The sequence below is a fragment of the Clostridium polyendosporum genome, from assembly GCF_018332455.1.
GTDB lineage: Bacteria > Bacillota > Clostridia > Clostridiales > Clostridiaceae > Clostridium_AY > Clostridium_AY polyendosporum.
The window spans coordinates 34,015-55,153 of record NZ_BOPZ01000021.1 but is presented as its reverse complement, the minus strand read 5'-3'; the positions used below and the strand labels follow the sequence as shown (position 1 = coordinate 55,153).

23 protein-coding genes and 1 other annotated feature are annotated in these 21,139 nt (G+C 29.0%); of the genes, 5 read left to right on the top strand and 18 right to left on the bottom strand.

Annotated elements, in window-relative coordinates:
* Positions 1–41: 41 nt before the first annotated feature.
* Positions 42–812, bottom strand: coding sequence for a DUF2161 domain-containing phosphodiesterase (locus CPJCM30710_RS12120; protein WP_246503528.1), 771 nt, complete (start codon positions 810–812; stop codon positions 42–44).
* Between the two features lie 416 nt (positions 813–1,228).
* Here CPJCM30710_RS12120 and CPJCM30710_RS12115 point away from each other — a divergent pair, with 416 nt between their 5' ends.
* Positions 1,229–1,825, top strand: a complete 597-nt coding sequence (locus CPJCM30710_RS12115; protein WP_212904431.1) for a hypothetical protein — start codon at positions 1,229–1,231, stop codon at positions 1,823–1,825.
* Between the two features lie 208 nt (positions 1,826–2,033).
* Here CPJCM30710_RS12115 and CPJCM30710_RS12110 read toward each other — a convergent pair whose 3' ends face one another.
* From CPJCM30710_RS12110 to CPJCM30710_RS12070, 9 genes are all read right to left on the bottom strand, one after another.
* The gene (locus CPJCM30710_RS12110; RefSeq protein WP_212904430.1) at positions 2,034–2,933 is read right to left on the bottom strand and encodes a fumarylacetoacetate hydrolase family protein; all 900 of its coding nucleotides are present in this window, start codon (positions 2,931–2,933) and stop codon (positions 2,034–2,036) included.
* 67 nt (positions 2,934–3,000) lie between these two features.
* Positions 3,001–4,170 carry an aminotransferase class I/II-fold pyridoxal phosphate-dependent enzyme gene (locus tag CPJCM30710_RS12105; RefSeq protein ID WP_212904429.1) on the bottom strand — a complete coding sequence of 390 codons (1,170 nt, stop codon included), beginning with the start codon at positions 4,168–4,170 and terminating at the stop codon, positions 3,001–3,003.
* The gene (locus tag CPJCM30710_RS12100; protein WP_212904428.1) at positions 4,167–4,646 is read right to left on the bottom strand and encodes an Lrp/AsnC family transcriptional regulator; all 480 of its coding nucleotides are present in this window, start codon (positions 4,644–4,646) and stop codon (positions 4,167–4,169) included. Before CPJCM30710_RS12100 ends, CPJCM30710_RS12105 begins: the two co-directional genes overlap by 4 nt.
* A gap of 53 nt (positions 4,647–4,699) precedes the next feature.
* Positions 4,700–4,958, bottom strand: a binding site (T-box leader).
* 86 nt (positions 4,959–5,044) lie between these two features.
* The gene (locus CPJCM30710_RS12095) at positions 5,045–5,350 is read right to left on the bottom strand and encodes a hypothetical protein (protein ID WP_212904427.1); all 306 of its coding nucleotides are present in this window, start codon (positions 5,348–5,350) and stop codon (positions 5,045–5,047) included.
* A 212-nt stretch (positions 5,351–5,562) separates the two neighbouring features.
* A complete protein-coding gene (locus CPJCM30710_RS12090) occupies positions 5,563–5,859 on the bottom strand; it encodes a hypothetical protein (RefSeq protein WP_212904426.1) in 297 nt (98 codons plus the stop codon).
* Between the two features lie 433 nt (positions 5,860–6,292).
* On the bottom strand, positions 6,293–6,577 hold the full coding sequence (locus CPJCM30710_RS12085; protein WP_212904425.1) for a hypothetical protein: 285 nt from the start codon (positions 6,575–6,577) through the stop codon (positions 6,293–6,295).
* 25 nt (positions 6,578–6,602) lie between these two features.
* The gene (locus CPJCM30710_RS12080; RefSeq protein WP_212904424.1) at positions 6,603–7,079 is read right to left on the bottom strand and encodes a flavodoxin domain-containing protein; all 477 of its coding nucleotides are present in this window, start codon (positions 7,077–7,079) and stop codon (positions 6,603–6,605) included.
* A 15-nt stretch (positions 7,080–7,094) separates the two neighbouring features.
* A complete protein-coding gene (locus CPJCM30710_RS12075; protein ID WP_212904423.1) occupies positions 7,095–7,709 on the bottom strand; it encodes a TetR/AcrR family transcriptional regulator in 615 nt (204 codons plus the stop codon).
* A gap of 784 nt (positions 7,710–8,493) precedes the next feature.
* Positions 8,494–8,925 (bottom strand): CBS domain-containing protein, encoded by a 432-nt coding sequence (locus CPJCM30710_RS12070; RefSeq protein WP_212904422.1) that lies wholly within the window; start codon positions 8,923–8,925, stop codon positions 8,494–8,496.
* 327 nt (positions 8,926–9,252) lie between these two features.
* Here CPJCM30710_RS12070 and CPJCM30710_RS12065 point away from each other — a divergent pair, with 327 nt between their 5' ends.
* The 3 genes from CPJCM30710_RS12065 (at position 9,253) to CPJCM30710_RS12055 (ending at position 11,069) form a co-directional block, all read left to right on the top strand.
* Positions 9,253–9,633, top strand: a complete 381-nt coding sequence (locus CPJCM30710_RS12065; protein ID WP_212904421.1) for a L,D-transpeptidase — start codon at positions 9,253–9,255, stop codon at positions 9,631–9,633.
* Positions 9,634–9,717: 84 nt separating this feature from the next.
* Positions 9,718–9,879, top strand: coding sequence for a rubredoxin (gene rd / locus CPJCM30710_RS12060; RefSeq protein ID WP_212904420.1), 162 nt, complete (start codon positions 9,718–9,720; stop codon positions 9,877–9,879).
* A 527-nt stretch (positions 9,880–10,406) separates the two neighbouring features.
* Positions 10,407–11,069, top strand: a complete 663-nt coding sequence (locus CPJCM30710_RS12055) for a GerMN domain-containing protein (RefSeq protein ID WP_212904419.1) — start codon at positions 10,407–10,409, stop codon at positions 11,067–11,069.
* Positions 11,070–11,255: 186 nt separating this feature from the next.
* Here CPJCM30710_RS12055 and CPJCM30710_RS12050 read toward each other — a convergent pair whose 3' ends face one another.
* From CPJCM30710_RS12050 to CPJCM30710_RS12035, 4 genes are all read right to left on the bottom strand, one after another.
* Positions 11,256–12,269: an alpha/beta fold hydrolase gene (locus CPJCM30710_RS12050; RefSeq protein ID WP_212904418.1), complete on the bottom strand. Its 1,014-nt coding sequence runs from the start codon at positions 12,267–12,269 to the stop codon at positions 11,256–11,258.
* Positions 12,270–12,623: 354 nt separating this feature from the next.
* Entirely contained in the window at positions 12,624–12,845 is a 222-nt protein-coding gene (locus CPJCM30710_RS12045) for a hypothetical protein (RefSeq protein WP_212904417.1), read from the bottom strand.
* Positions 12,846–12,881: 36 nt separating this feature from the next.
* Positions 12,882–14,606 carry an adenine deaminase gene (ade, locus tag CPJCM30710_RS12040; protein WP_212904416.1) on the bottom strand — a complete coding sequence of 575 codons (1,725 nt, stop codon included), beginning with the start codon at positions 14,604–14,606 and terminating at the stop codon, positions 12,882–12,884.
* 464 nt (positions 14,607–15,070) lie between these two features.
* Positions 15,071–16,735, bottom strand: coding sequence for a ribonuclease J (locus CPJCM30710_RS12035; RefSeq protein ID WP_212904415.1), 1,665 nt, complete (start codon positions 16,733–16,735; stop codon positions 15,071–15,073).
* Positions 16,736–17,066: 331 nt separating this feature from the next.
* Between CPJCM30710_RS12035 and CPJCM30710_RS12030 the strand changes: the two genes are divergently transcribed.
* Positions 17,067–17,387 carry a hypothetical protein gene (locus tag CPJCM30710_RS12030; RefSeq protein WP_212904414.1) on the top strand — a complete coding sequence of 107 codons (321 nt, stop codon included), beginning with the start codon at positions 17,067–17,069 and terminating at the stop codon, positions 17,385–17,387.
* A gap of 579 nt (positions 17,388–17,966) precedes the next feature.
* Here the strand turns inward: CPJCM30710_RS12030 and CPJCM30710_RS12025 are convergent.
* The 4 genes from CPJCM30710_RS12025 to CPJCM30710_RS12010 all read right to left on the bottom strand — a co-directional run bounded on the left by CPJCM30710_RS12025 (position 17,967) and on the right by CPJCM30710_RS12010 (position 21,073).
* Entirely contained in the window at positions 17,967–18,110 is a 144-nt protein-coding gene (locus tag CPJCM30710_RS12025; protein WP_212904413.1) for a hypothetical protein, read from the bottom strand.
* Between the two features lie 393 nt (positions 18,111–18,503).
* Positions 18,504–19,355, bottom strand: a complete 852-nt coding sequence (locus CPJCM30710_RS12020; RefSeq protein ID WP_212904412.1) for a hypothetical protein — start codon at positions 19,353–19,355, stop codon at positions 18,504–18,506.
* 310 nt (positions 19,356–19,665) lie between these two features.
* Positions 19,666–19,863 carry an alpha/beta-type small acid-soluble spore protein gene (locus tag CPJCM30710_RS12015; RefSeq protein ID WP_212904411.1) on the bottom strand — a complete coding sequence of 66 codons (198 nt, stop codon included), beginning with the start codon at positions 19,861–19,863 and terminating at the stop codon, positions 19,666–19,668.
* Positions 19,864–20,068: 205 nt separating this feature from the next.
* Entirely contained in the window at positions 20,069–21,073 is a 1,005-nt protein-coding gene (locus CPJCM30710_RS12010; protein WP_212904410.1) for a hypothetical protein, read from the bottom strand.
* Between the last annotated feature and the right edge of the window lie 66 nt (positions 21,074–21,139).

The window sequence follows — 21,139 nt, the reverse complement described above, 5'->3', positions numbered from 1 at the left end:
TCGTGAAATGACAGCAAATAAAAAAACACCAAAAGTCATAATTAATCACAACTTTTGGTATCTCCATTACTTTCCTTAGTATTGATATTATTAATTCTTTTATAGTAATAATGCGCTAACTTTTCATAATCTTTTAGTTCTTTTTTTCCTTCTTCACTAAGATCATAAAGGCCTTTCTCAATATTTTTAAACCATCCATAAAAATTTTTAGAAAGAATAGAGGTAGTCTTTTTGGGATCTGTACCAAGCTCCCTAAGCTTTTTAGGGGACAGTGGACCAAAAAGTTCTAAACAGCAGGCTATAAAAATAGAACTCTCTCTATAAGCTGTTACTAATTTCCTTCCCTTACTTCCTCCAATATTATAGTCACCATTTCTTTCATTTATCTCTTTAATAATATTAGTTCTTTTCTTTTTATTTATCTGCTGACTTTTCTTACGATCAAAAGTTTCTGGATGTATTGGAATCTCAATAAATGCTTTATCATCATTAAAAGAAACTAAAATTAATCCTAATTCTAAACGTCTTATAAGATGACAAATATTTTTCCACTTAGAATTACCTATCATTTTTTGGGGCTTTGGTACAGCTATATATACTGAATCTGCAATTTTTTGTCTGTTAACAGCTTGGACAAGTAAATCAACACTTAGACTTCTCTTAAGTTCCACCACTATAAGCTCATTATCTTTTACTGCAGATATATCACAATATTTAACTTCACTACGAACTGTATACCCTTGATCAATAAGAAATTCATTAACTGGACTCCATAACTCTTCTTCTAACATTTTCTTATTTGAATTATTCATTTATTTTACTCCTATAAATTAAAAACATTCGTTTACTTTTATATTGAACTTTAGTATTTTACTCAGTTATTGTATAATATAATTAAACAAATGTAAAAATTAACCATTTTATTTTTGTTACTAATAAATTTTAGTATTTTACCCAGTTGTTGTACGTATATAGTTAAATACATGTAGAAATTAACCTCTTCTTTACATTACTATAAATTTAAATTAATACTACTACCATAAACTAAATTATATAGAATATAGTTTAAAATTAAATAAATATGAAACATTAGGAACATCTGATTTTGATACTTATTGTTCCAACTTTTATTTACTGCCATTTCACAAAGTGAAATCCAGCTTAAATTTAATAGACCCGATGTCTATTTAAATTTTATTTTTCAGATTTATTTAAAGGTGGTGTAAAGATGTTAATCAAACGTTATACAATTTCAGAATATCATTTAAATATAAATCTAAAGTCCATAAAAAATAATATAGTTATAAAAACATTAGGAATTTTTCTATTAATTCTATTTTTTTCTTCAGTGTGTATAACATATTTCAATAATAATATTAAAAGCACTAATAACATGGATATTATAGTTGCAGATTTTAGGTGTGATATCAATAAGCTCTATGATGCCGCAATAGTTATAGAAACCACAAGAAACTATAACTCATCTAATAACATAAATGCTTATGGTTCTGAAGGCAAAATACTGATGCTTGATGAAATATCACCTGATCTAAAAACTGCCTTAATTAAGATCACAGATTTAGATAATGATAACAAAATTTCTAGTGAAGAATTTTCTGAACTTAAAATTATGAGGTTAAATCCAAATATATATGAAAAACAATTCAAGGAGCTTAAATTTAGCCCTCTATCAAAGGATCGTAATTTTAAGAATTATGTTGTTATAACCCAAGGCAAGTATTCTGGTACTATTCTTTATAATGGAAGCTTAAAATTTGTAGATAGTAAAAATAGGATATATTTAGGAATAGAATTATTTACATGATTAATATAGAGTTAGCCCTTAGGGTATCTATAAATGTTATTTCATAAGTTTCATATATTTTAAAAGCTATCAGTATTTATTAATTTTTCCTGATAGCTTTATTTTTTAACATATTCTACGGAAACGTTCTTATTAGTTCGGGTAAACTTGCTCCGTTACGAGTATTGACTGAGAATCTCACACTTCTAAAGTCATTAGTAGTTCACCATTAAATAACTGTTACCCTGTTAGTTAATTTCCCTATCTTCTCGATATAACATTCTATTATATCTCCATCCTTCAAAACTTTTATTGGTTCAAAACCCATTCCAACTCCACTTGGGGTGCCAGTACAGATAATATCCCCTGCCTTTAATGTAAACCCTTTTGATAAGTCACTTAAAATATACGGTATATTAAAAATCAACTTTTTTGTATTAGAACTTTGTCTTAATTCTCCATTAATACTGCATCGAATATCTAACTCCACCGGAAAAGGAAGTTCTTTTTTATGTACTATATATGGACCCATAGGACAAAAAGTATCAAGACTCTTACCTTTAAACCACTGCTTATGTCTTCCTTGTAAGTCCCTCGAAGACACGTCATTAACTATGGTATATCCGAATATATAATCTTCTGCTTCCTCAGGTTTTATATTTATTCCGTCCTTTCCAATAATAACAGCAAGTTCAACTTCATAATCTACTTGTTGAGTTACGTCATACGAAAACTCAATTTCATCTTGGTGTCCTATAGCTGGCATTGCTGATTTTGTAAAGTATATTGGATCCTCTGGTACAAATGAATCTGAGATTTTAGTTAATTTCATTTCCTTTGCATGTTCAACATAATTTTTGCCTAGACAAATTATGTTTCTTTTAGGATAAGGTATAGGTGCAAGTAGTTTTACAGAACTTAATAATAAAAAATTAAAATCTTTCTTGCTATTAATAGTGGTTTCAATCCTATCCCAAAAATTATCATCATAGTTTTGTATTAGTTCAAGTATTGTATTAGGCTTACTTTGTCCTAAACAATCAAAAACATCTTCTATTGGTATTATTTTATCTTCTTTTACAAAACCAATATTCTCTTTGTTCTCATAATTATAAGTAACAAATTTCATATTTTTCCTCCTATGCTTAACTATATTAAAAACTTCCTCCCTTTAATGAGAGGAAGTAACTATATGTTTAATTCTTAATTGAATGTATAAACCTTTCTATGCGCTTCATTGCCTCAATTATTTGATCCATTGAAGATGCATAACATGCCCTTATAAAACCTTCTCCACAATCACCAAAAGCATTTCCCGGTACAACTAATACCTTTTCTGCTAAAAGTAACTTCTCACAAAACTCATCTGATGTCATACCTGTAGATTTTATACATGGAAACACATAAAATGCACCTAAAGGTTCAAAACAATCCAAGCCCATTTTTCTGAATGCATTAACCATTACACGTCTTCTTCTATTATATTCTCTAGCCATTTCCTGTACATCATCATCACAGTTTCTTAATGCTTCAATAGCACCATATTGTGCTGTTGTAGGAGAACTCATGATAGCATACTGATGGATCTTTTTCATAGCATCCAATAAAACTGGATGACCACAAACATATCCTAATCTCCATCCAGTCATAGCAAAAGCCTTTGAAAAACCATTAATTAATATAGTCTTATCTTTCATTTCTGGAAAGCTAGCTATGGAAACATGTTTTTCTCCATATGATAATTCAGCATATATTTCATCAGATATAACTATTATGTTTTTATCCTTAAGAACTTCAACAATTGATGCTAGCTCTTCTCTTGTCATTATAGCTCCTGTGGGGTTATTTGGAAAAGGTATTATTACAACCTTAGTTCTTGGAGTAATAGCTTCTTCAAGCAGTTCAGGAGTAAGTTTAAATTCATCCTCAGCTCTCAGATTTATGATTACTGGAGTAGCCCCTGTAAAAGTAGTGCATCCTTTATAAGCAACAAAACTAGGTTCTGGAATAATAACTTCATCCCCAGGACCAGCTAGTGCTCTTAAAGCAATATCAATACCTTCACTTCCACCTACAGTAACTATAATCTCATCTTTTGGGCTATACTCAAGCTCATACTTTTTCTTTAAGTACTTAGAAATTTCCTCACGAAGTTCAATAAAACCTGCATTTGAAGAATAATGTGTATGCCCTTTTTCTAGAGAATATATACCAGCCTCTCTTATATTCCATGGTGTAACAAAATCAGGTTCACCAACTCCTAGTGATATTACATCATTCATTTCATTGATAATATCAAAATATTTTCTAATACCTGATGGTGGCATATTTTTTACATTTGATATAATCATATCTTCTAGCTTCATACAAATATATCCTCCCTGTCATCTCTAGGTTTTTCCTCAAAAATTGTACCATTATCCTTATATTTTTTAAGTACGAAATGCGTTGCTGTACTTACAACACATTCTTGTACAGCTAACTTTTCTGCAACAAAAAGTGAAACTTCTTTCAATGTTTTTCCTTCAACTATAACAGTAAGATCAAATCCACCAGACATTAAATAGCATGCCTTTACTTCTGGAAATCTATATATTCTCTCTGCAACTTTATCAAAACCTTCTCCCCTCTGAGGAGTGACTCTAACCTCAATCAAAGCTACAACACTATCCTTGCTTGTATTCTCCCAATTAATCAGAGCAGTATATCCTACAATAACATTATCATTTTCATATTTTTTTATGGCTTCTTTAACTTCCTCAACACTTTTCCCTGTCATAACTGCTATTTCTTCTGAAGTGTACTTGCTATTTTTTTCTAAAATTTCAAGAATTTCATCCATAAAAATTCACCCTCCTGAATTTGAAATAAAAATAAAAAAACTCCTACATCCCTGAAAGGGACGAAGGAGAATATTCGCGGTACCACCCTAATTAGTGCCTTATAAGGCACTCACTCTACTGGAACATTTAAATTCCATCCCTCTGTAACGTGAGGACACGTCTGTCTCTACTTTGATGATTAAATTTATAATCACATTTCTCAATAAGAAATTCAGAGGCTGCCTTCCATAAAGATCTACTACCGTGCTCTCACCATCCATCGGCTCGCTTTAAGATTTCTTTTACGTACTCTTCCTCATCACTATTTTTAACTTAATTTGTACTTTTTATTAATTATACTAATAATATTATTACTATTCAATACCTTTTACAATTTTTTAATGAAGTTGTTATATTATTAAAATTCTTTATATTTAACTTCAAACCCTTCATTTCTAAGGTCTTTTATAAGTTCTTTCAAATCTGATTCACAACCATATCCTGTTCCATGACCAATAACCACAGCTTTCTTTTCTAGAAGTTTTGACTGTAAACTCTCAACTTCAATAAGCTTTTTCACGCTGCCAAGTTGGTAGTGTGAATCTTTAGGATTTATATTGACAACTATTTCATCTCCTTTAATCCATATAGGACATGGTGCAAAAACTAACCCAAATGATAAGTCTAATGATTGATAACTTTTGAATACTACAGTAAACTTCATAACATCACCCCTATACCTTTTTTATATATTATACCATATAAAAGTAATATTCTTCCATTTAATAGGTAAAATAAAATTAGTAGGTATGAAGCTTATTAAATTTTAGCTAGGTTTCACTTTATATAGATAGACACCTTTAATCCTTAATCAACCCAGTTATGAATTTGTTTATCTATCAAATAACGTCAAATAAAAAGACATATTTCTATGTCTTATTTTAAATTTCTTAAGTATTTAATTACTTCATCCAAGTTTTCAAATCTGATATCTTCCTCATTAATATCTAGATAATAATATTTACTTATTGTCAGAGAATCTGCTCTTTCAATAGAATCATTAGAGTCACTTTCACAGTTTAACTCTGCAATTTTATCTTCGTTTTCATTCCATACTTCTATTGTATAATTTTCTTCATCCTCTTTAAACTTTTCTATAGCTTTATCAAGATTTTCAGTTGTTAGCTCTACTCCAAATCCCTCATCATTAGCAGAAAAAACTATAAATATCATTTATATTCCTCCTTTTTCTTCTCTTAGTCAGCGCTATTTAGCCTATAAATACTCTTCAATTGATTATATTTCCCATTACTACTATACTTCATTCTTCTAAATTCTGTAAAGGTCTTTACCTCTTATAAATTTATACTTTTTAATGTTTGTATTAAAGATTCTTGATATTTTATACTCATTTACGATATAATTACTTAAGAACATAAGTAATATTGATCTGTATATATATGGCACATTTACATGAAATATAAAGGAACTAGAAGCTTATGAGCTTATTAAAAAACTTAATGAAGAAGAAAAAAAAGGGATTGAAACAAAATCTTTGAGGAAGCAACCTTATCTCAATACGGTTAGGAGATGGCTCATAAAGCTGCAACAAAAAACTCAACCACTAATTTAAAAGTAGTTGAGTTTTTTGTTTATTGTTTATTGTTTATTCAAGATAAACCCTTCTGCCAACGTCTTTAACGCCATACTGCCTTGCAGTTTTTTTAATTAAGTGATTTAAGTAAATGGCTACGGGGCGAAGAAAAACCTTTGGCATTTTTATTTCCAATACTTCCTGTGCCTTGGAACATATTTTCTTGTCCCCAAAAACATCCTCTAAGGCAAGCTTAAAGGCTGAAGTGATCTTCCTTCCCTTTTTACCTAGATCCTCTAGCGCTGCACCATTCAATATACTACCTCCTCCAAAAGCTAAGCCCCCAAGCCATTTCATTTCCGTCTCCTCCGAAAAAAATTAACTAAGCCTTATTTATTAGCTGAGCAAATTTATTAATATTTTCTTCAGAAAGCGTTGAAGTATCTTTATCTATCTTCGCCACCTTCTTCACTATAAACCGTTCAAAGAAGTTCATATTATTAAATATAAATTCGCCACCAAAATATTCTTTTGCAGTGGCACAAGTTAACAACTCTTCAGGGAAAGAATTATTAAACAATGTGTGGACTTCTTTATCATTCATACAACATATGAAAAGTCCAACTTTTTTATCTTTTAATACACTAAGATTTTTCAAACAGAAATCTTTTATTTCCTTCTGAATTTGCCCCATGTAGATTGATCCACCCACAATAATGTTATCAAATAAGGTTATATCTGGTACATTGTCTTTCTTTATATTGACAGCTACAACATTCCCTTGAAGCTTATCCTTTAAAAGCTTACTGCATTTTTCTGCAGAACCATGTTTAGTTCCATAAACAATGAGTACTTTCATTTTTCTCTCCTCCCTTTATTTCATTAATCCATTAATAATAATTTCAAAATGATGGTTTATAAGATTCTCCTTTTGCTGCTGTGGAATGTTTTTTTCTAATATTAATCTAGAAAGAAGGCCATGAGTTGATGTCCATATTATTTGTGCAGTAAGTTCTACATCCATCTTTCTAAACTTCCCTTTTTCAATCCCTAGTTCCACAAGTTTACATAGTCCCTGTATGCTCTTTCTCTCCTTTGAAACTCCTTCCTCCAGCATATTTACTTTTTCTTGAATTGCATCTATATCATTCATTAAAACAGCTCTAAATTGCTGAGGTGCTTCTAACATAAGTTCAATATAGGTCCTAAATCCTTTTTCTATTGACTTCTCTGGATTCTCAACATCTACTGGAACCTCACTTAAACTTTTTAATATTCTTCCATACCCTTCTTCTACAACAGAAACTACTATTTCTGCTTTATCTTGAAAATAATGATATATTGTGCCGGGAGAGTATTCTATCTTATTAGCTATCTTTCTAATAGATAAATTTTCATAGCCTTCTTTAATTAATATTTCACTAGCAGCATCTATTATTTTTTTTCTTATAATTTCTTTTTCCATTTGTCTTCTTTCTGCAATACCCATATACTCCTCCTAAGCTATAATGATTTATTTAATGTGATACTATCACAACTGCCTAGTGGCACTTTTAACTCCAGAACTTTATAACAATTTACCTATCACAAACTAAATTCTCTAATATTCTTCATCATAAGAAACATATATTAATTACAACAGCATCAAATATACGAGATACCATTACCACAAAAATTCACTGGCTTTTATTAAACATAGTAACAATATTAAACACTGTTCAATACTATTATACTATTATATTGCACATATGTTAATAAATGAGAATAATATAATAGTTTTTCCTGAAAACACCAATTTCATGCTCTAAGTCAGTAAAAAAATCCCCTGACGGGGACTCCTAGTGAAATTATCTACATATTACAAATTCTATAATTTCCTCAAGTAAAAAAGATATCTCATTTACTTATGAGATATCCTAATAAATCTTACTAAAGATACGCAACTTTAATCCTTAAACAATTCATAAAAATAGCCTCGACATGCAATGCTTTTTCTAAGGATATATAAGTTCAATCATTAACTAACTTTAGGCAAATAACACTAAAAGGGCATCGAGCCCTTTTAGCCTTAGTCAGATTTCACTTCATGAAATGACAGCATATAGTCTTAGCATGCAATACTTTTCCTAAAGTTAGTTAATTTAATATAAACTTATATATCTAAATTATAAATTAGTTATGAAGTTGTGTATTTATATATTCTATTTTTAGTTATTACTAAATTAATTTATATTAGCGAACTCATTACCACACACTGGATATTTTGCAAACTTCTAATGTCCAGATGCATGTGTATGTTGTGATATACCACTTAAAGCATGCCCTGCTTTTTCATCAGATTTAGTTTCAGTGGCTAAATCTCCTAAAGCAACTACACCAACTAAATTTTTATTTTCCACTATAGGAAGTCTTCTTATCTGTTGTTGGCTCATTATTCTAGAAGCATCATCTAAACTCATATCAGGTGTTCCTACCACAGGATTTGAAGACATGACTTCTCTAACAGTTTGATTTTTAGTATCTTTTCCTATTGCTACAGATCTTAAAGTTATATCTCTATCAGTAACAATACCAATAACAGTACTACCTTCACATACAGGTATAGATCCTATATCATGCTCTTTCATAAGTAAAGCTGCTTTTTCTACATTATCATTAGCACTTACACTAACTACTGATTTTGTCATTAAATCTTTTACTTGCATTCAAGACACCCCTTTTCATATAATTTTCAAGATTATTGTTCCCTTATATAGAGGCATTCTTACTTATAAATTATTGGCAATTTAGTATACTTATGTGAACCATCATCCAAAAAACAATGATGCCTTCATGAGATATTCAATATTTATATTTCCAGAGCTTAACAGATAACTCTTAACCTTTAATGAGTAGGACACCCTACCTTTATACTTAATAGTTTACACTAATTTAAGTTATCTTTTCATATCTAAAATAGAAAATGCTTAAATTATCACTATCCTATATATTTGCATACTATGAAATATTGATTTATTTTTTTGGAGGATAATATGTATTTCTACCCTTATGCTAATGTATTCATACCTTATGCCACTCGTCCTGCATATAAAATACTAATTAATACTGCTGCTCGTACCCTTACTTTATATGAAAATGGAAAAGTATTCAAAGTTTATCCCATAGCAATTGGTAAACCATCTACACCAACACCAAAAGGAAACTTTACAATTGTTAACAAAGCATTTAATCCAGGTGGTCCTTTTGGTGCAAGATGGTTAGGACTATCCAAACCAAGTTACGGTATTCACGGTACAAATAATCCCTCCTCTATTGGTAAAGCTGTATCAAATGGATGTGTTCGACTCTATAATGCTAATATTATTGAACTATATAACCTAGTTCCAATAGGTACACCAGTAAATATTATCTAAATTAGATATACGTATATCATGAATATAAATAATATCCTTGACATAAGTATAGTTGTAACAAATTAACCAAAAGGAGAAGTAATTATGGAAAAATATGTATGTTTAGTGTGTGGATACATTTATGACCCAGAAATAGGGGATCCTGATAATGGTATAGAACCTGGTACTGATTTCATAGATTTACCTGATGAGTGGTTATGTCCTCTTTGTGGAGTAACTAAGGATGAATTTGATGCTACAGAATAATTAAACTTAGGATAGTCTGTTATTTATATAATAAATTATAATAAAACTGAACATGCATCGAGTTATGCTCATCTTTAACAAAATTTCACTTTATAAAGTGGAACAAGTAAAAGAAGCTGTAACAAAAGTAATTAGGTGAAATTTTAGCTAAGTCATTTACAAAAGTATTAAGTTTAGTTAAAAACCAGTATTGAGATATAAATATAATGCTCAATACTGGTTTTTTTAGTTATAAAATGAATGCATAATATATAAACTTGCAAGACGAATTATTTTCGTCTCAACTGTTATTAAACTAATAATGCACTATGTCTATTATTATCAATTTATATTATAATTTAATTAAAGATAAACTAAATGAAAATCTCTAAATTTTAATTTTAATTATAATTAAAATTGTCACCTTTATAAAAAGTTAAAATATATTATGTATAATGAAAACAGTAATTATAGTTAGATTTCACTTTATAAGATTATAATAAATTAAATAAACCATTTTACTATTGTATCAAAAAGGGGGGAGAATAATGAAAAAAATAGTTTCATTTCTAATTATTAGTACCATGCTTCTATTCGTAGGATGTTCATTAAGGAGTGCTTCATCCCAATCCTCACAAAATTCCCTACCTGACACGAATAAAAGTACAACTGAAAAAAATGATGTGAATTCAGCAGATAAGAATAACCTCGAGGAAGAAAGTAACAATACAAATAGTAAAGATCAAAATACTGGAGTTAAAAATAACAAAAACCAAGATAGTCAAGGTAGTAATGTAAAAAAGACTACTACAAAGATAAAAATATATCTAATAGCTATAGATGATAATGGTAAAGGCGGAAAGAAGATTGATACTGGAGATAGTTTAATCCCGATAGAAAGAACTATTTCAACACCTAGTTCTCCATTAGTGGGCGCTCTAACTGAGTTATTCTCTATTAAAGATCGCTCTTATGGTCAATCTGGTTTATATAATTCCTTATATCAATCCAACCTTAAAGTTGAAAATGCTAAAATAGTTAATGGAGTAGCTACTATCAACATATCAGGTAAACTTATGTTAGGCGGAGAACTTGATAATCCTAGAGTAAAAGCTCAGATTGTTGAAACTGCACTGCAGTTTTCTACAGTTAAAGATGTCAAAGTTTTTATAAATGGGAAGTCAATCGATTCTGTACTTTCACTAAAATAAAATGAATATTAATCTTTATAATAAAGCTGAGTAGGCATCGGAGCCATAGTTCACTTTGTGAAATAGTAGAAGATCAAACTAAAGGGGTATCTCTTTTTCTTAAGATATACCCCTTTAGTTTAATATTAAAAATTAGAAAGCTGCAATTTCTTTATTCTAGGTTCTATTTCAAATATGTGTAGTACATTATCCATTGAAAAAAAAGTCTTTATCAATCTTAAACTTCTTAGCTACCTGCTTTAAACTCCATTTGTCACTGATATTAACTTTAAAAAGTATATATTCTGCAAGAAACCGTTCAAAAGGTAACCAGCTTCCATGAGTCATAGGAAGTATATATCTTTTAGCACCTTTCATTTCCTTAAAAAGCGAAATCCTACTTCCAAATGGAAGAGTTTCATCTAATAGTGCATCAATGAAAGTAATTTTTGATTTATCAAGAAAGTGAGCATAAGAAAGAGGATCTATTTTAAAAAGTGGGTGAATATCTTCATTTATAAATAAATCTGAAAGAGACATTTTCTTAACATTTTCAAATTGCTTTTTATAAGTTTCATATAATCTTTTCTTATCATAAAGATAGTAGCGATCTTTAAATCCATCATTAAAGAGTTTCCTTGCAAAAGCAGCGGTTGGAGACTCATGTAGTATTTTAGGCACGTGACCTCCAGTGGTCATGAATATTATTTGATTAATTCTTTTATCTACAGAACCAACTATAGCTGATATCATACCACCAAGACAATAACCCATTATACAATTATTTTCTTTCCAAATGCCCTTCTGTTCAAGAAGATCAATAGTAGATCGTATATCAACAACAGCATGCTCCCAAAATCTAAACATATTATCAAGCTCAGGGTATAAGAAACTGCGTCCACTTACTGAATTATGTTCTACTCTAGTATAATTACCAGGAAGTACTGGTATAGAACAGTGAACACCAGCAGAGGCTAAATGAGTTCCCATCCATAACAAGAACTTGATATTACGACTACCTAACCCATGAAGTAATAAAACAGAGGCACGTATTTTTGTTTTAGGTTCAAAATTGTATAACTCGACCATCTCTGTTCCTGGAGCAGGTAATTTATATATAGTTGTAAACCTTGTATAGTTACACCTATAATTAAGTCCTTTAAAGATATATCCTCCTACAGCCTTAATTATTTTTCTATTGTAGTTAAAATCTATTTTCATTTAAAAATCCCTTTGAACTTGATATATAAACATATATATGTTTATATACTACAATTTGTTCTTAAATAAGAATTAAATGTAATAGAGCTGAGCAGGCATCTGGACTACTAATCATTAGACAGATTTCACTTCGTGAAATAACATCAAATTAAATGACAACCTCCTTGTAATTGGATTCTAGAAAAAATCCTTAAAAACAAGGAGGTTTATTTTTTACTATTAATTTTCAACTAAACTGTGCGAAATTCTCCTATCATCTAAAGTTGGAGATAGATAACACTGATACTATTTAGAAAATTTCACTTGATTAATAATTACTATACTCATCTAAAGGATTCTACATATTAACTCTTTCTAACCAACTTTCTCAGGCTCCTTTAGATAAACAAAAACACTAAACTTGGTAAGATTAACTCCATCAAAGCTAAGTTCATTTATTGAAGGATATGATTCTGTTACAACTATCTTACCCTCATTTATTAATTGATACCTATTTGCATATTCATTGAGCATCTTTATACATTCCTCATATGACTTTGCTTCTGAAGCAATTTCCTGAAGAAATTCTTTTTCCATTTTACCACCTCCACTAATTTATACTATAGTGAAAGTTTAATTATTACTGCACTTTATAAATTTAAACTCCATAACATCAAATAAACCTTGATCTGTTACTCTAATTTCTGGTATTACTGGCAACGCAAGAAATGATAGTGTTATAAAAGGCTCTATTTTTCTATTAATTCCAAGTTTAAAAGCCTCTTCAATCATACTATTTAGAGTCTGCTCTACATATTCAGCAGTATTATTACTTATTAAACCTGCTATCGGCAGTTCAAGTGTCCCCACTACTTTCCCCCTACTTATAACTGTGTATCCTCCATTTACCCTTTTTAATTCTTCTATAGCAAGAATCATATCATCATCATTGTCTCCTATAACAATAAGATTATGAGAATCATGGGCAACTGTACTTGCTATTGCTCCATTCCTAATATTAAAATTACTCACTATACCCAAACCGATATTTTTTGTTGATTTATGTCTCTCTATAACAGCAACTTTTGAAAAATATTCATCCTGAATAAACACTCCATTTTCAACTTTAACCTCTGCTGTTTCTTTTTTGGTAATAAGTTCATTTGATTTTAATTTTATCACCGTAGCAGTATTATTCTTCATATTTATTTTTAAATCTTCAACAGTTATATTAGGTATTCTCACTGTATTAAAAACATTTCTATCATCTATTTTTGAAGAGATCTCTGTGCATAATACTCCATTCTCATATACTACATTGCCTCGGTACAGTACTTTATTAACATTAAAGTCTTCAAGACTATTTAATATTATTAAATCAGCTGAATACCCTGGGGCAATAGCACCAAGCCTCTTCAACTTATAACATTGAGCTGCATTAATAGTACCCATACATATTGCTTCAATTGGATCTACTCCACAAGATATAGCTTTTTTTATATTGTAACTTATATGTCCTTCTTTTCTTATATCCTCTAAATGCTTATCATCAGTACAAAATATGCATCTATTAAATTCTATACTCTTTTCTAATAGACCTTTTACAATGTTCTCTAAATTTTTAGCTGCTGAACCCTCTCTTATTTGTACGTACATACCAAGTCTTAGGTGTTCTACTACCTCTTCTATAGTCGAACACTCATGATCCGTCATAACTCCTGCAACACGATAAGCATTGAGTTCTTTTCCACTTAAATATGGTGCATGACCATCAATAATTTTGTTATCAAATAAATCAATCTTTTTTAACATTGATTCACTTCCATTGATTACAGATGGGTAGTCCATTACTTCACCGAGTCCTAATATTCTATCATTTGACAGAAGTGGCTCAATTAATTCAGCACTTAAATCAGCACCATTATTTTCAAAAGGCGTACTAGGAACACATGAGGGCATCATAAAATAAACATTTAAAGGTAGTGACTTTGATTGATTTAACATAAAATTAATTCCGTTGACTCCACATACATTAGCAATTTCATGAGGATCAGCAATAATTGTAGTTGTCCCATGTGGAAGTACGGCCTTAGCAAATTCTGACGGTGTAACCATTGTAGATTCAATATGAACATGGCTATCAATCAATCCAGGACAGACATACTTACCTTTAGCATCAATTTCATTAATACCACTGTAATTACCTATACCTACAATTTGATCCATACAAATAGCAATATCACCCTGAACTATTTCCTTTGTAAACACGTTTATTATATTCGCATTTTTAATAACTAAATCAGCTTTTTCTTTCTTGATAGCTACATTTATTCTTTTTTGTTTCATTTTTACACTCATTTACCGTTCCTCCTTTTTATTTTAAATTAATATAAAAATTTATTATAAATATTTCTTTTACTACAACAAACTTATAATTTTCTATAAATATATCCTCTAAATTTAAATACTATAATAACAAAAATTTCTATGATATGACAATAAACCGATTTGTTAATTCTGAAATATTTATCGTTAAATATTTTTTCTTGAATAATAAAAATATAAGTTTATAGTTAATTATACTTATAATACAATTCTCCTTATGTTATTCTGATAAAAATATATATTAAAAAACCAGATTAAGTTTAAACTTAATCTGGTGATGAGTTTCGCTAGTAGAAACGAATTATACTATTCGTAATTTACTAATTAATTGATTATTAATTTTCTTGTAAATTATTTTTATAGCTCTATGTATTTTACAGTTATAAACGGATTCATACTATTATTTAGAAAGATTTTATTACCGTGTCTTTTTAGAACTAAACTTCCATAATAATAGGAAGAATAATTGGTCTTCTTTTAGTCTTTTCATATAAAAATCTTTCCATGGATTTCTTCATATTAGCTTTTAATACATACCATTCAACAATTTTATTTTCTAAGCATCTATCTAATTCTTTTCTTACAATTTCTTTTGCTTCATTAATCAACTCCTCAGATTCTTTTACATATACAAATCCTCTGGTGATTATATCTGGACCTGCTATAATACTATAAGATTCTTTTTCTATAGTAACAACTATTGTGAGCATACCATCTTGAGCTAAGTACTTCCTATCTCTAAGTACTACATTTCCTACATCTCCTACTCCAAGTCCATCTACAAATACAGCACCAGTATGAACTTTACCAGATATCTTAGCTTCACTATCTGATAATTCTAAAACTTGACCTGTTTCTAATGTAAAAATATTTGATTCGTTCATACCTAGCTTCTTCGCTAAGTCAACATGGTGTTTCAAGTGCCTATATTCACCATGAACAGGCATAAAATACTTAGGATGAACTAATGTATGAATTAATTTTAGCTCTTCTTGGTAGGCGTGACCTGATACGTGTACTTCTTCTAAATCTTCATAGATTACATCTACACCCTTTCTGAACAACTGGTTAATCACTCTAGAAATCATTTTTCCATTTCCAGGGATTGGAGATGCCGATATAATATACAAGTCCTTTGGTTCAATTCTAATCTTTCTATGGGTAGAAAATGCTATCCTAGCGAGGGCTGCCATAGGTTCTCCCTGACTGCCAGTAGTTATTATTGTTATCTGTTCATTAGGATAATTGGATATTTCATCTACGTTTATAATATGTCCTTCCGGTATATTAAGCTCTCCTAATTCCATCGCCACCTGTGAGATATTTTCCATGCTCCTTCCACTAAAGGTTACCTTCCTTCCATTCTTAATAGAAGCATCCACTATCTGCTGAATTCTTGGAATGTTTGAGGCAAAGGTTGCCACAATAACTCTTCCTTTAGCATTAGAAAGGATTTTAGTTAAAGTTTTTCCTATAGATTTTTCTGAAATTGTATGACCTCTGCGTTCTGCATTAGTACTATCAGCCATTAGCATCAGTACTCCCTCTTTTCCCAAGCTTGAAATACGTTCTAGATCCATAACTGCCCCATCAGTAGGTGTATAGTCTATCTTAAAATCACCAGTATGGAATATTACACCTACTGGTGTATGAATAGCAATACAGCAGGAGCCTGGTATACTATGAGTATTTCTTATAAATTCAATCTTTATATTTTCTATTTGTACTATGTCTCCAGGTTCTACACTATGCAGCTCACAGTCTGAAAGTATATTGTGTTCCTCCAATTTATTCTTAACTATCCCTAATGTTAATCTTGTACCGTAAACAGGTACATTTAATTGCTTTAAAATATACGGTAATGCTCCAATATGATCTTCATGCCCATGAGTTAGAAAAATACCTTTTACATTCTCTACTTTATCTAATAAGTAAGTTATATCAGGAATTACTAAATCTACACCATACATCTCCTCGTCGGGGAAGGCTATGCCACAGTCTATAACAATGATTTCATCTTTGTATTCAATAGCAGTTATATTCTTACCAATTTCTCCAAGACCTCCTAGTGGAATAACTCTTACACTATTCTCGTTTATCACTAGATCGCCTCCTTTATTCTTATAATAATATTCATTTCTTATATTTTGCCTTCTAATACTGGAATTAATTCTTTTTCTTTGGTAAATTTCCTTTAAAATATACACTAATAAAAATAAAACTGACTAGACATCAAGCCCGCTCAATTTTAATCAGACTTCACAATAAATAAAAGATATAAACATTGTTTCATTTAAAGAACTTTAAATAATAAAAACATATAAAAATATTCGCTCTCTGTTATACAATATTTTTAATATCAATTCATATAATTCTTATAACGTATAGATTATTAATAAGCAAGAAGGTCTACTAAGTAAAAGGAGGTTCTTTATGGTTATTATTGGTTATGTCTTTATAGTAGTAGGTATATTCACATTCTTTTTAAGTTTTATAGTTAGCATTAAAAAGAAATTTACACTTTCAACTTTAGATAAAGAGACTTTGGATAAAGTTAATAAGAAAAGTAAACTAGGAAGAGATATCGCAATTCCAATGTTAATATTAGGAATAATTTTTTTAATAATCCCTTACCTTTTAAAGTCATCATCAATTCTTGGCGTAGTCATTTTAGTTATTGCAATCATTTATTCTTTTATATCTGAGTTGAAAATATTTAAGGAATTAATAGATAAATATTTTAAAAATTATTAGAAATACATAAAGTTAGTAAATGGTATCTCCTTTACTTATGAGATACCATTTACAATAATTAATTTATATAGAAGCTTTTGAATTTGCATATGATATCAATGTTAAACGCTTATTCCATCCACGTCTATAAGTAGTGGTAGTTCATAAATTAATGAATTTCCATGTATATAGAATTAATAACATCACTGCCTAGTTGTATGATATTAAATTTTTCGTTATTTTTTAGTTTATTCAAATCTATTGACCTAGATAATACTTTCTGGTCTTTAATATATGATATAGAATTATCATTTACACTTACAATATACATATAATTTACAAAATTATATGTATATTGTAAGTATTCGTGGATTAAAAACTGCTCGTTTTTAGATACTCTATTAAGATGTTTACCGCTATCAATTTATCACTCTGGAAGTTAATTGTAGTTAAGATTATGTTTTTCTTATGGCAAACTATGAAAAAACTCTTAATCAACACCAAAATTGTGTTCTAATAATAAAATTAGATAGGTGATGAAGTGATTTCATAGACAAAATTAAATAGATTAAAGTCTATGAAATCACTCTTTGAACCTTTTTATTTTGGTAAACTTCTTACTGGTTTATTATTAGTAATCTGATCTTCATCTGTATTAACTGGATTTGCTACAGACTTATTATTTTTATTTCTATAATAAGATTTCTCACCAGTCCTGTTATTCTTTCCTAACTTTTGAGTCAATCAAATCACCTCCATGTTTATCTTTTGAAAATTTTATAAAAGTATCCCTGTTAAGTTATTCTAATATAATCCCTTGCTGCTTTTTTATATCCATTTAATAATTACTATAATTCTCCAAATTGATAATTATATAAAGTATTGGAAACTCTTTTATCTTCTACTGCATTTAAATTTGTATCATTTGAATATTTACTATATCAGTGTGCTAGATCTTTAAATTTTCAATAAAAAATTATAATATCTCTAAGATTCTTATCTTATAAAAATTATTATCTATCATAGATATAAAAAGCTATTTGCTGCCACTTCACAGAAAGAAAACTAACTAAAAACTGAGCATATTGATGAGTTTTTAGTTAGTTTTAATATTTAGGGTACACAAAAAGGATTGTCTTATAATTCTAAACTACATTGCAAACACAAATTTTTAACAAAATAGATAATCATATTTATAACTAGTACTATAATAGAAAAACTTAAAGCTGTAAAAAGAAAAATAGACAAAAATACATTAAAAAACAATATTTTAGAATAAATATAATTTATATCAACATTAGTTATTTTAAAAATTAAACTTAAAAACAAAGAAACAATATAAATAAATACTATACCTCTTGCTGACTCTTTAATATCAGCAGCACTCAAAGCCATATGTGATGATATAGATATTATAATAAGTATAAATATCCAGAAATTTAAAGATAATAAATTACCATAATTAAATATGCCATGAAGCAGTTGTATAAATATATTCTTTAAGATAATAAAAAATGATGTATTAAAACCTGTTATGCTTTTATGCTGCTCTAGTGCAAAACTATAAAAATTGTTGTACATTTGGTTCATTAAAAACTTCATTGATAAGAGCATTACACCGGAGCCAAAAATTATTGGACCTATACCTATAAAAAAATTGCCTATTTTTTGATACAAACTTTTAGGATTATAGCTGTGACTAACAAAACCCATAATTCCATCCTGCTTACTGGCTAACGGTCTTATAAGTTTTATCTCGTTGATTTTATGTCTAAATACTAGACACATAATTGCATGGCCTAATTCATGAACAGGAGCACCAATTAAAGCTGTAACTAAGATTCCTTTCCACCCAAAAGACTTCTGCATAAATTCGTTTGATTTTCTTTCAATTATCTCTAAAAGAAAACCACATATAACAATAATACCTAAAGCATATACTACCTGAATAAAACTAATTTTAATAATATCTAAAATAAACTTTTCCATACTGTCAACCTCCTTTTATAAGTATAGATTATAATTATACCAAATATTAAACTTACAGAATTATTTATTTATAATCCTACTTAAAAATCTACAGTTAATTTAAAAATTTTTAGAATATTTATTTGTTTACTGCATAAAATATTAATGCTGTTGACAATTTAGTAATTAATAAGTTCACCTATATATACAAATAAGCTAACTCCCACCTCAATAACTATTTTTTGTTTCTAAACTAATTTGTTGATTAATAATTATTTTCCTAAGCAAAAAAAAGCTCTAGATTAACTCTAGAGCTTTCTTTGTTAATATTTTATTTTAAGCCTTGTTCATAACTTTCTACCATTTTCTTAACCATATTTCCACCTATGGATCCAGCTTGCCTTGCAGTTAAGTCTCCATTGTATCCATCTTTAAGATTTACGCCTACTTCTCTAGCTGATTCCATTTTAAATTGATTTAAACCTGCTTTTGCTTCTGGAACTAATACTCTGTTATTATTGTTTGCCATAATTAATTCCTCCTATGTGTATTTATTTAAATTAGCCTGCATTTATAGTTTATATAAATTTAAGATTATTAATCTAGGAAACTAGTTGTATTTTAGGTTTTGTTTTCATTGTGAGGAAAACATAGTCTAACGGTACTCATGTGTCTTATTCTTTAAAATAATCTTTATACTATATGCAATAGTTACAAACAAGGAATTTCTAAAATTAATGAATTTCCATGTATATAGAATTAATAACATTACTACCTAATTGTATGATATTAGGTGCTTCGTTATTTTTTAGTTTATCCAAATCTACTGCCATAAATAATCCTTTCTGATCTTTAATATATGATATAGAATTATCATTTACACTTACAATATACATATAATCTGCAAAATTATCGATTGTAAGTGTTGGTGGATTAGAAACAGCACCCTTATTAGATACTCTATTAAGATGTTTAGTACTATCAGAATAATATATATAATTGTCTGATACTTGAAAATCAAATATAGGTGTATTTTGATATACCATTTCTTCCTGCCCAATGAGAGAACGCTTTTTACTATCGTAATTAAAGGCTACAACGCCTTGGGCTAAGTTGACAATTCCATATTCCTGATTAAGCTTTGAATTTACACATTCACTAGAACAACAAAATTTACCATTATAGTATTTAAACCACTTAAGTTTACTTAATTCTATATTTTTATTATCAATTACTAACTCTTTAATTTTATAAGTTGATTTTAAATCAGTAGCATACAATTCATTATTTTCATTTAAATAAAATAATTGCTTAGATTCCTTATCGCATCCAACTAATGAATCTATGTCTGATATTTTAACAGTTGATGAATAAATACTTGGATTATTTGTAGTAAGATCATAAATAATTAAACTATGATTTTTAATAAAATAAACATGAGAATCCACTGCAATAATATTTGAACTTCTTTGTGTCTCTACAGGAAAAGATACCTCTGATAATATTTTTTTCTCTCCAGTTGCCACATTATAACTTATAAGCTTGCCCATATAAGGCTGTTTAATATTGCTATCTGTAGTTGAAAATATTAAATAATTTCCTGCTTGACTGTTATAATACTTTACCCCTAGATTATCAATTTCATTTGCCTTACCAGTCCCATCTGCATTTTGTATAGTTATTCCTATATAATCTCCATTTATTTGACGAAGGATTATATTTTTTCCTACAATACTCACTTCTTCTTCAGGTTGTGAACCATCAGACTCCGGTTTAATTTCAACGTTATCTAAAGGTGGATTTGT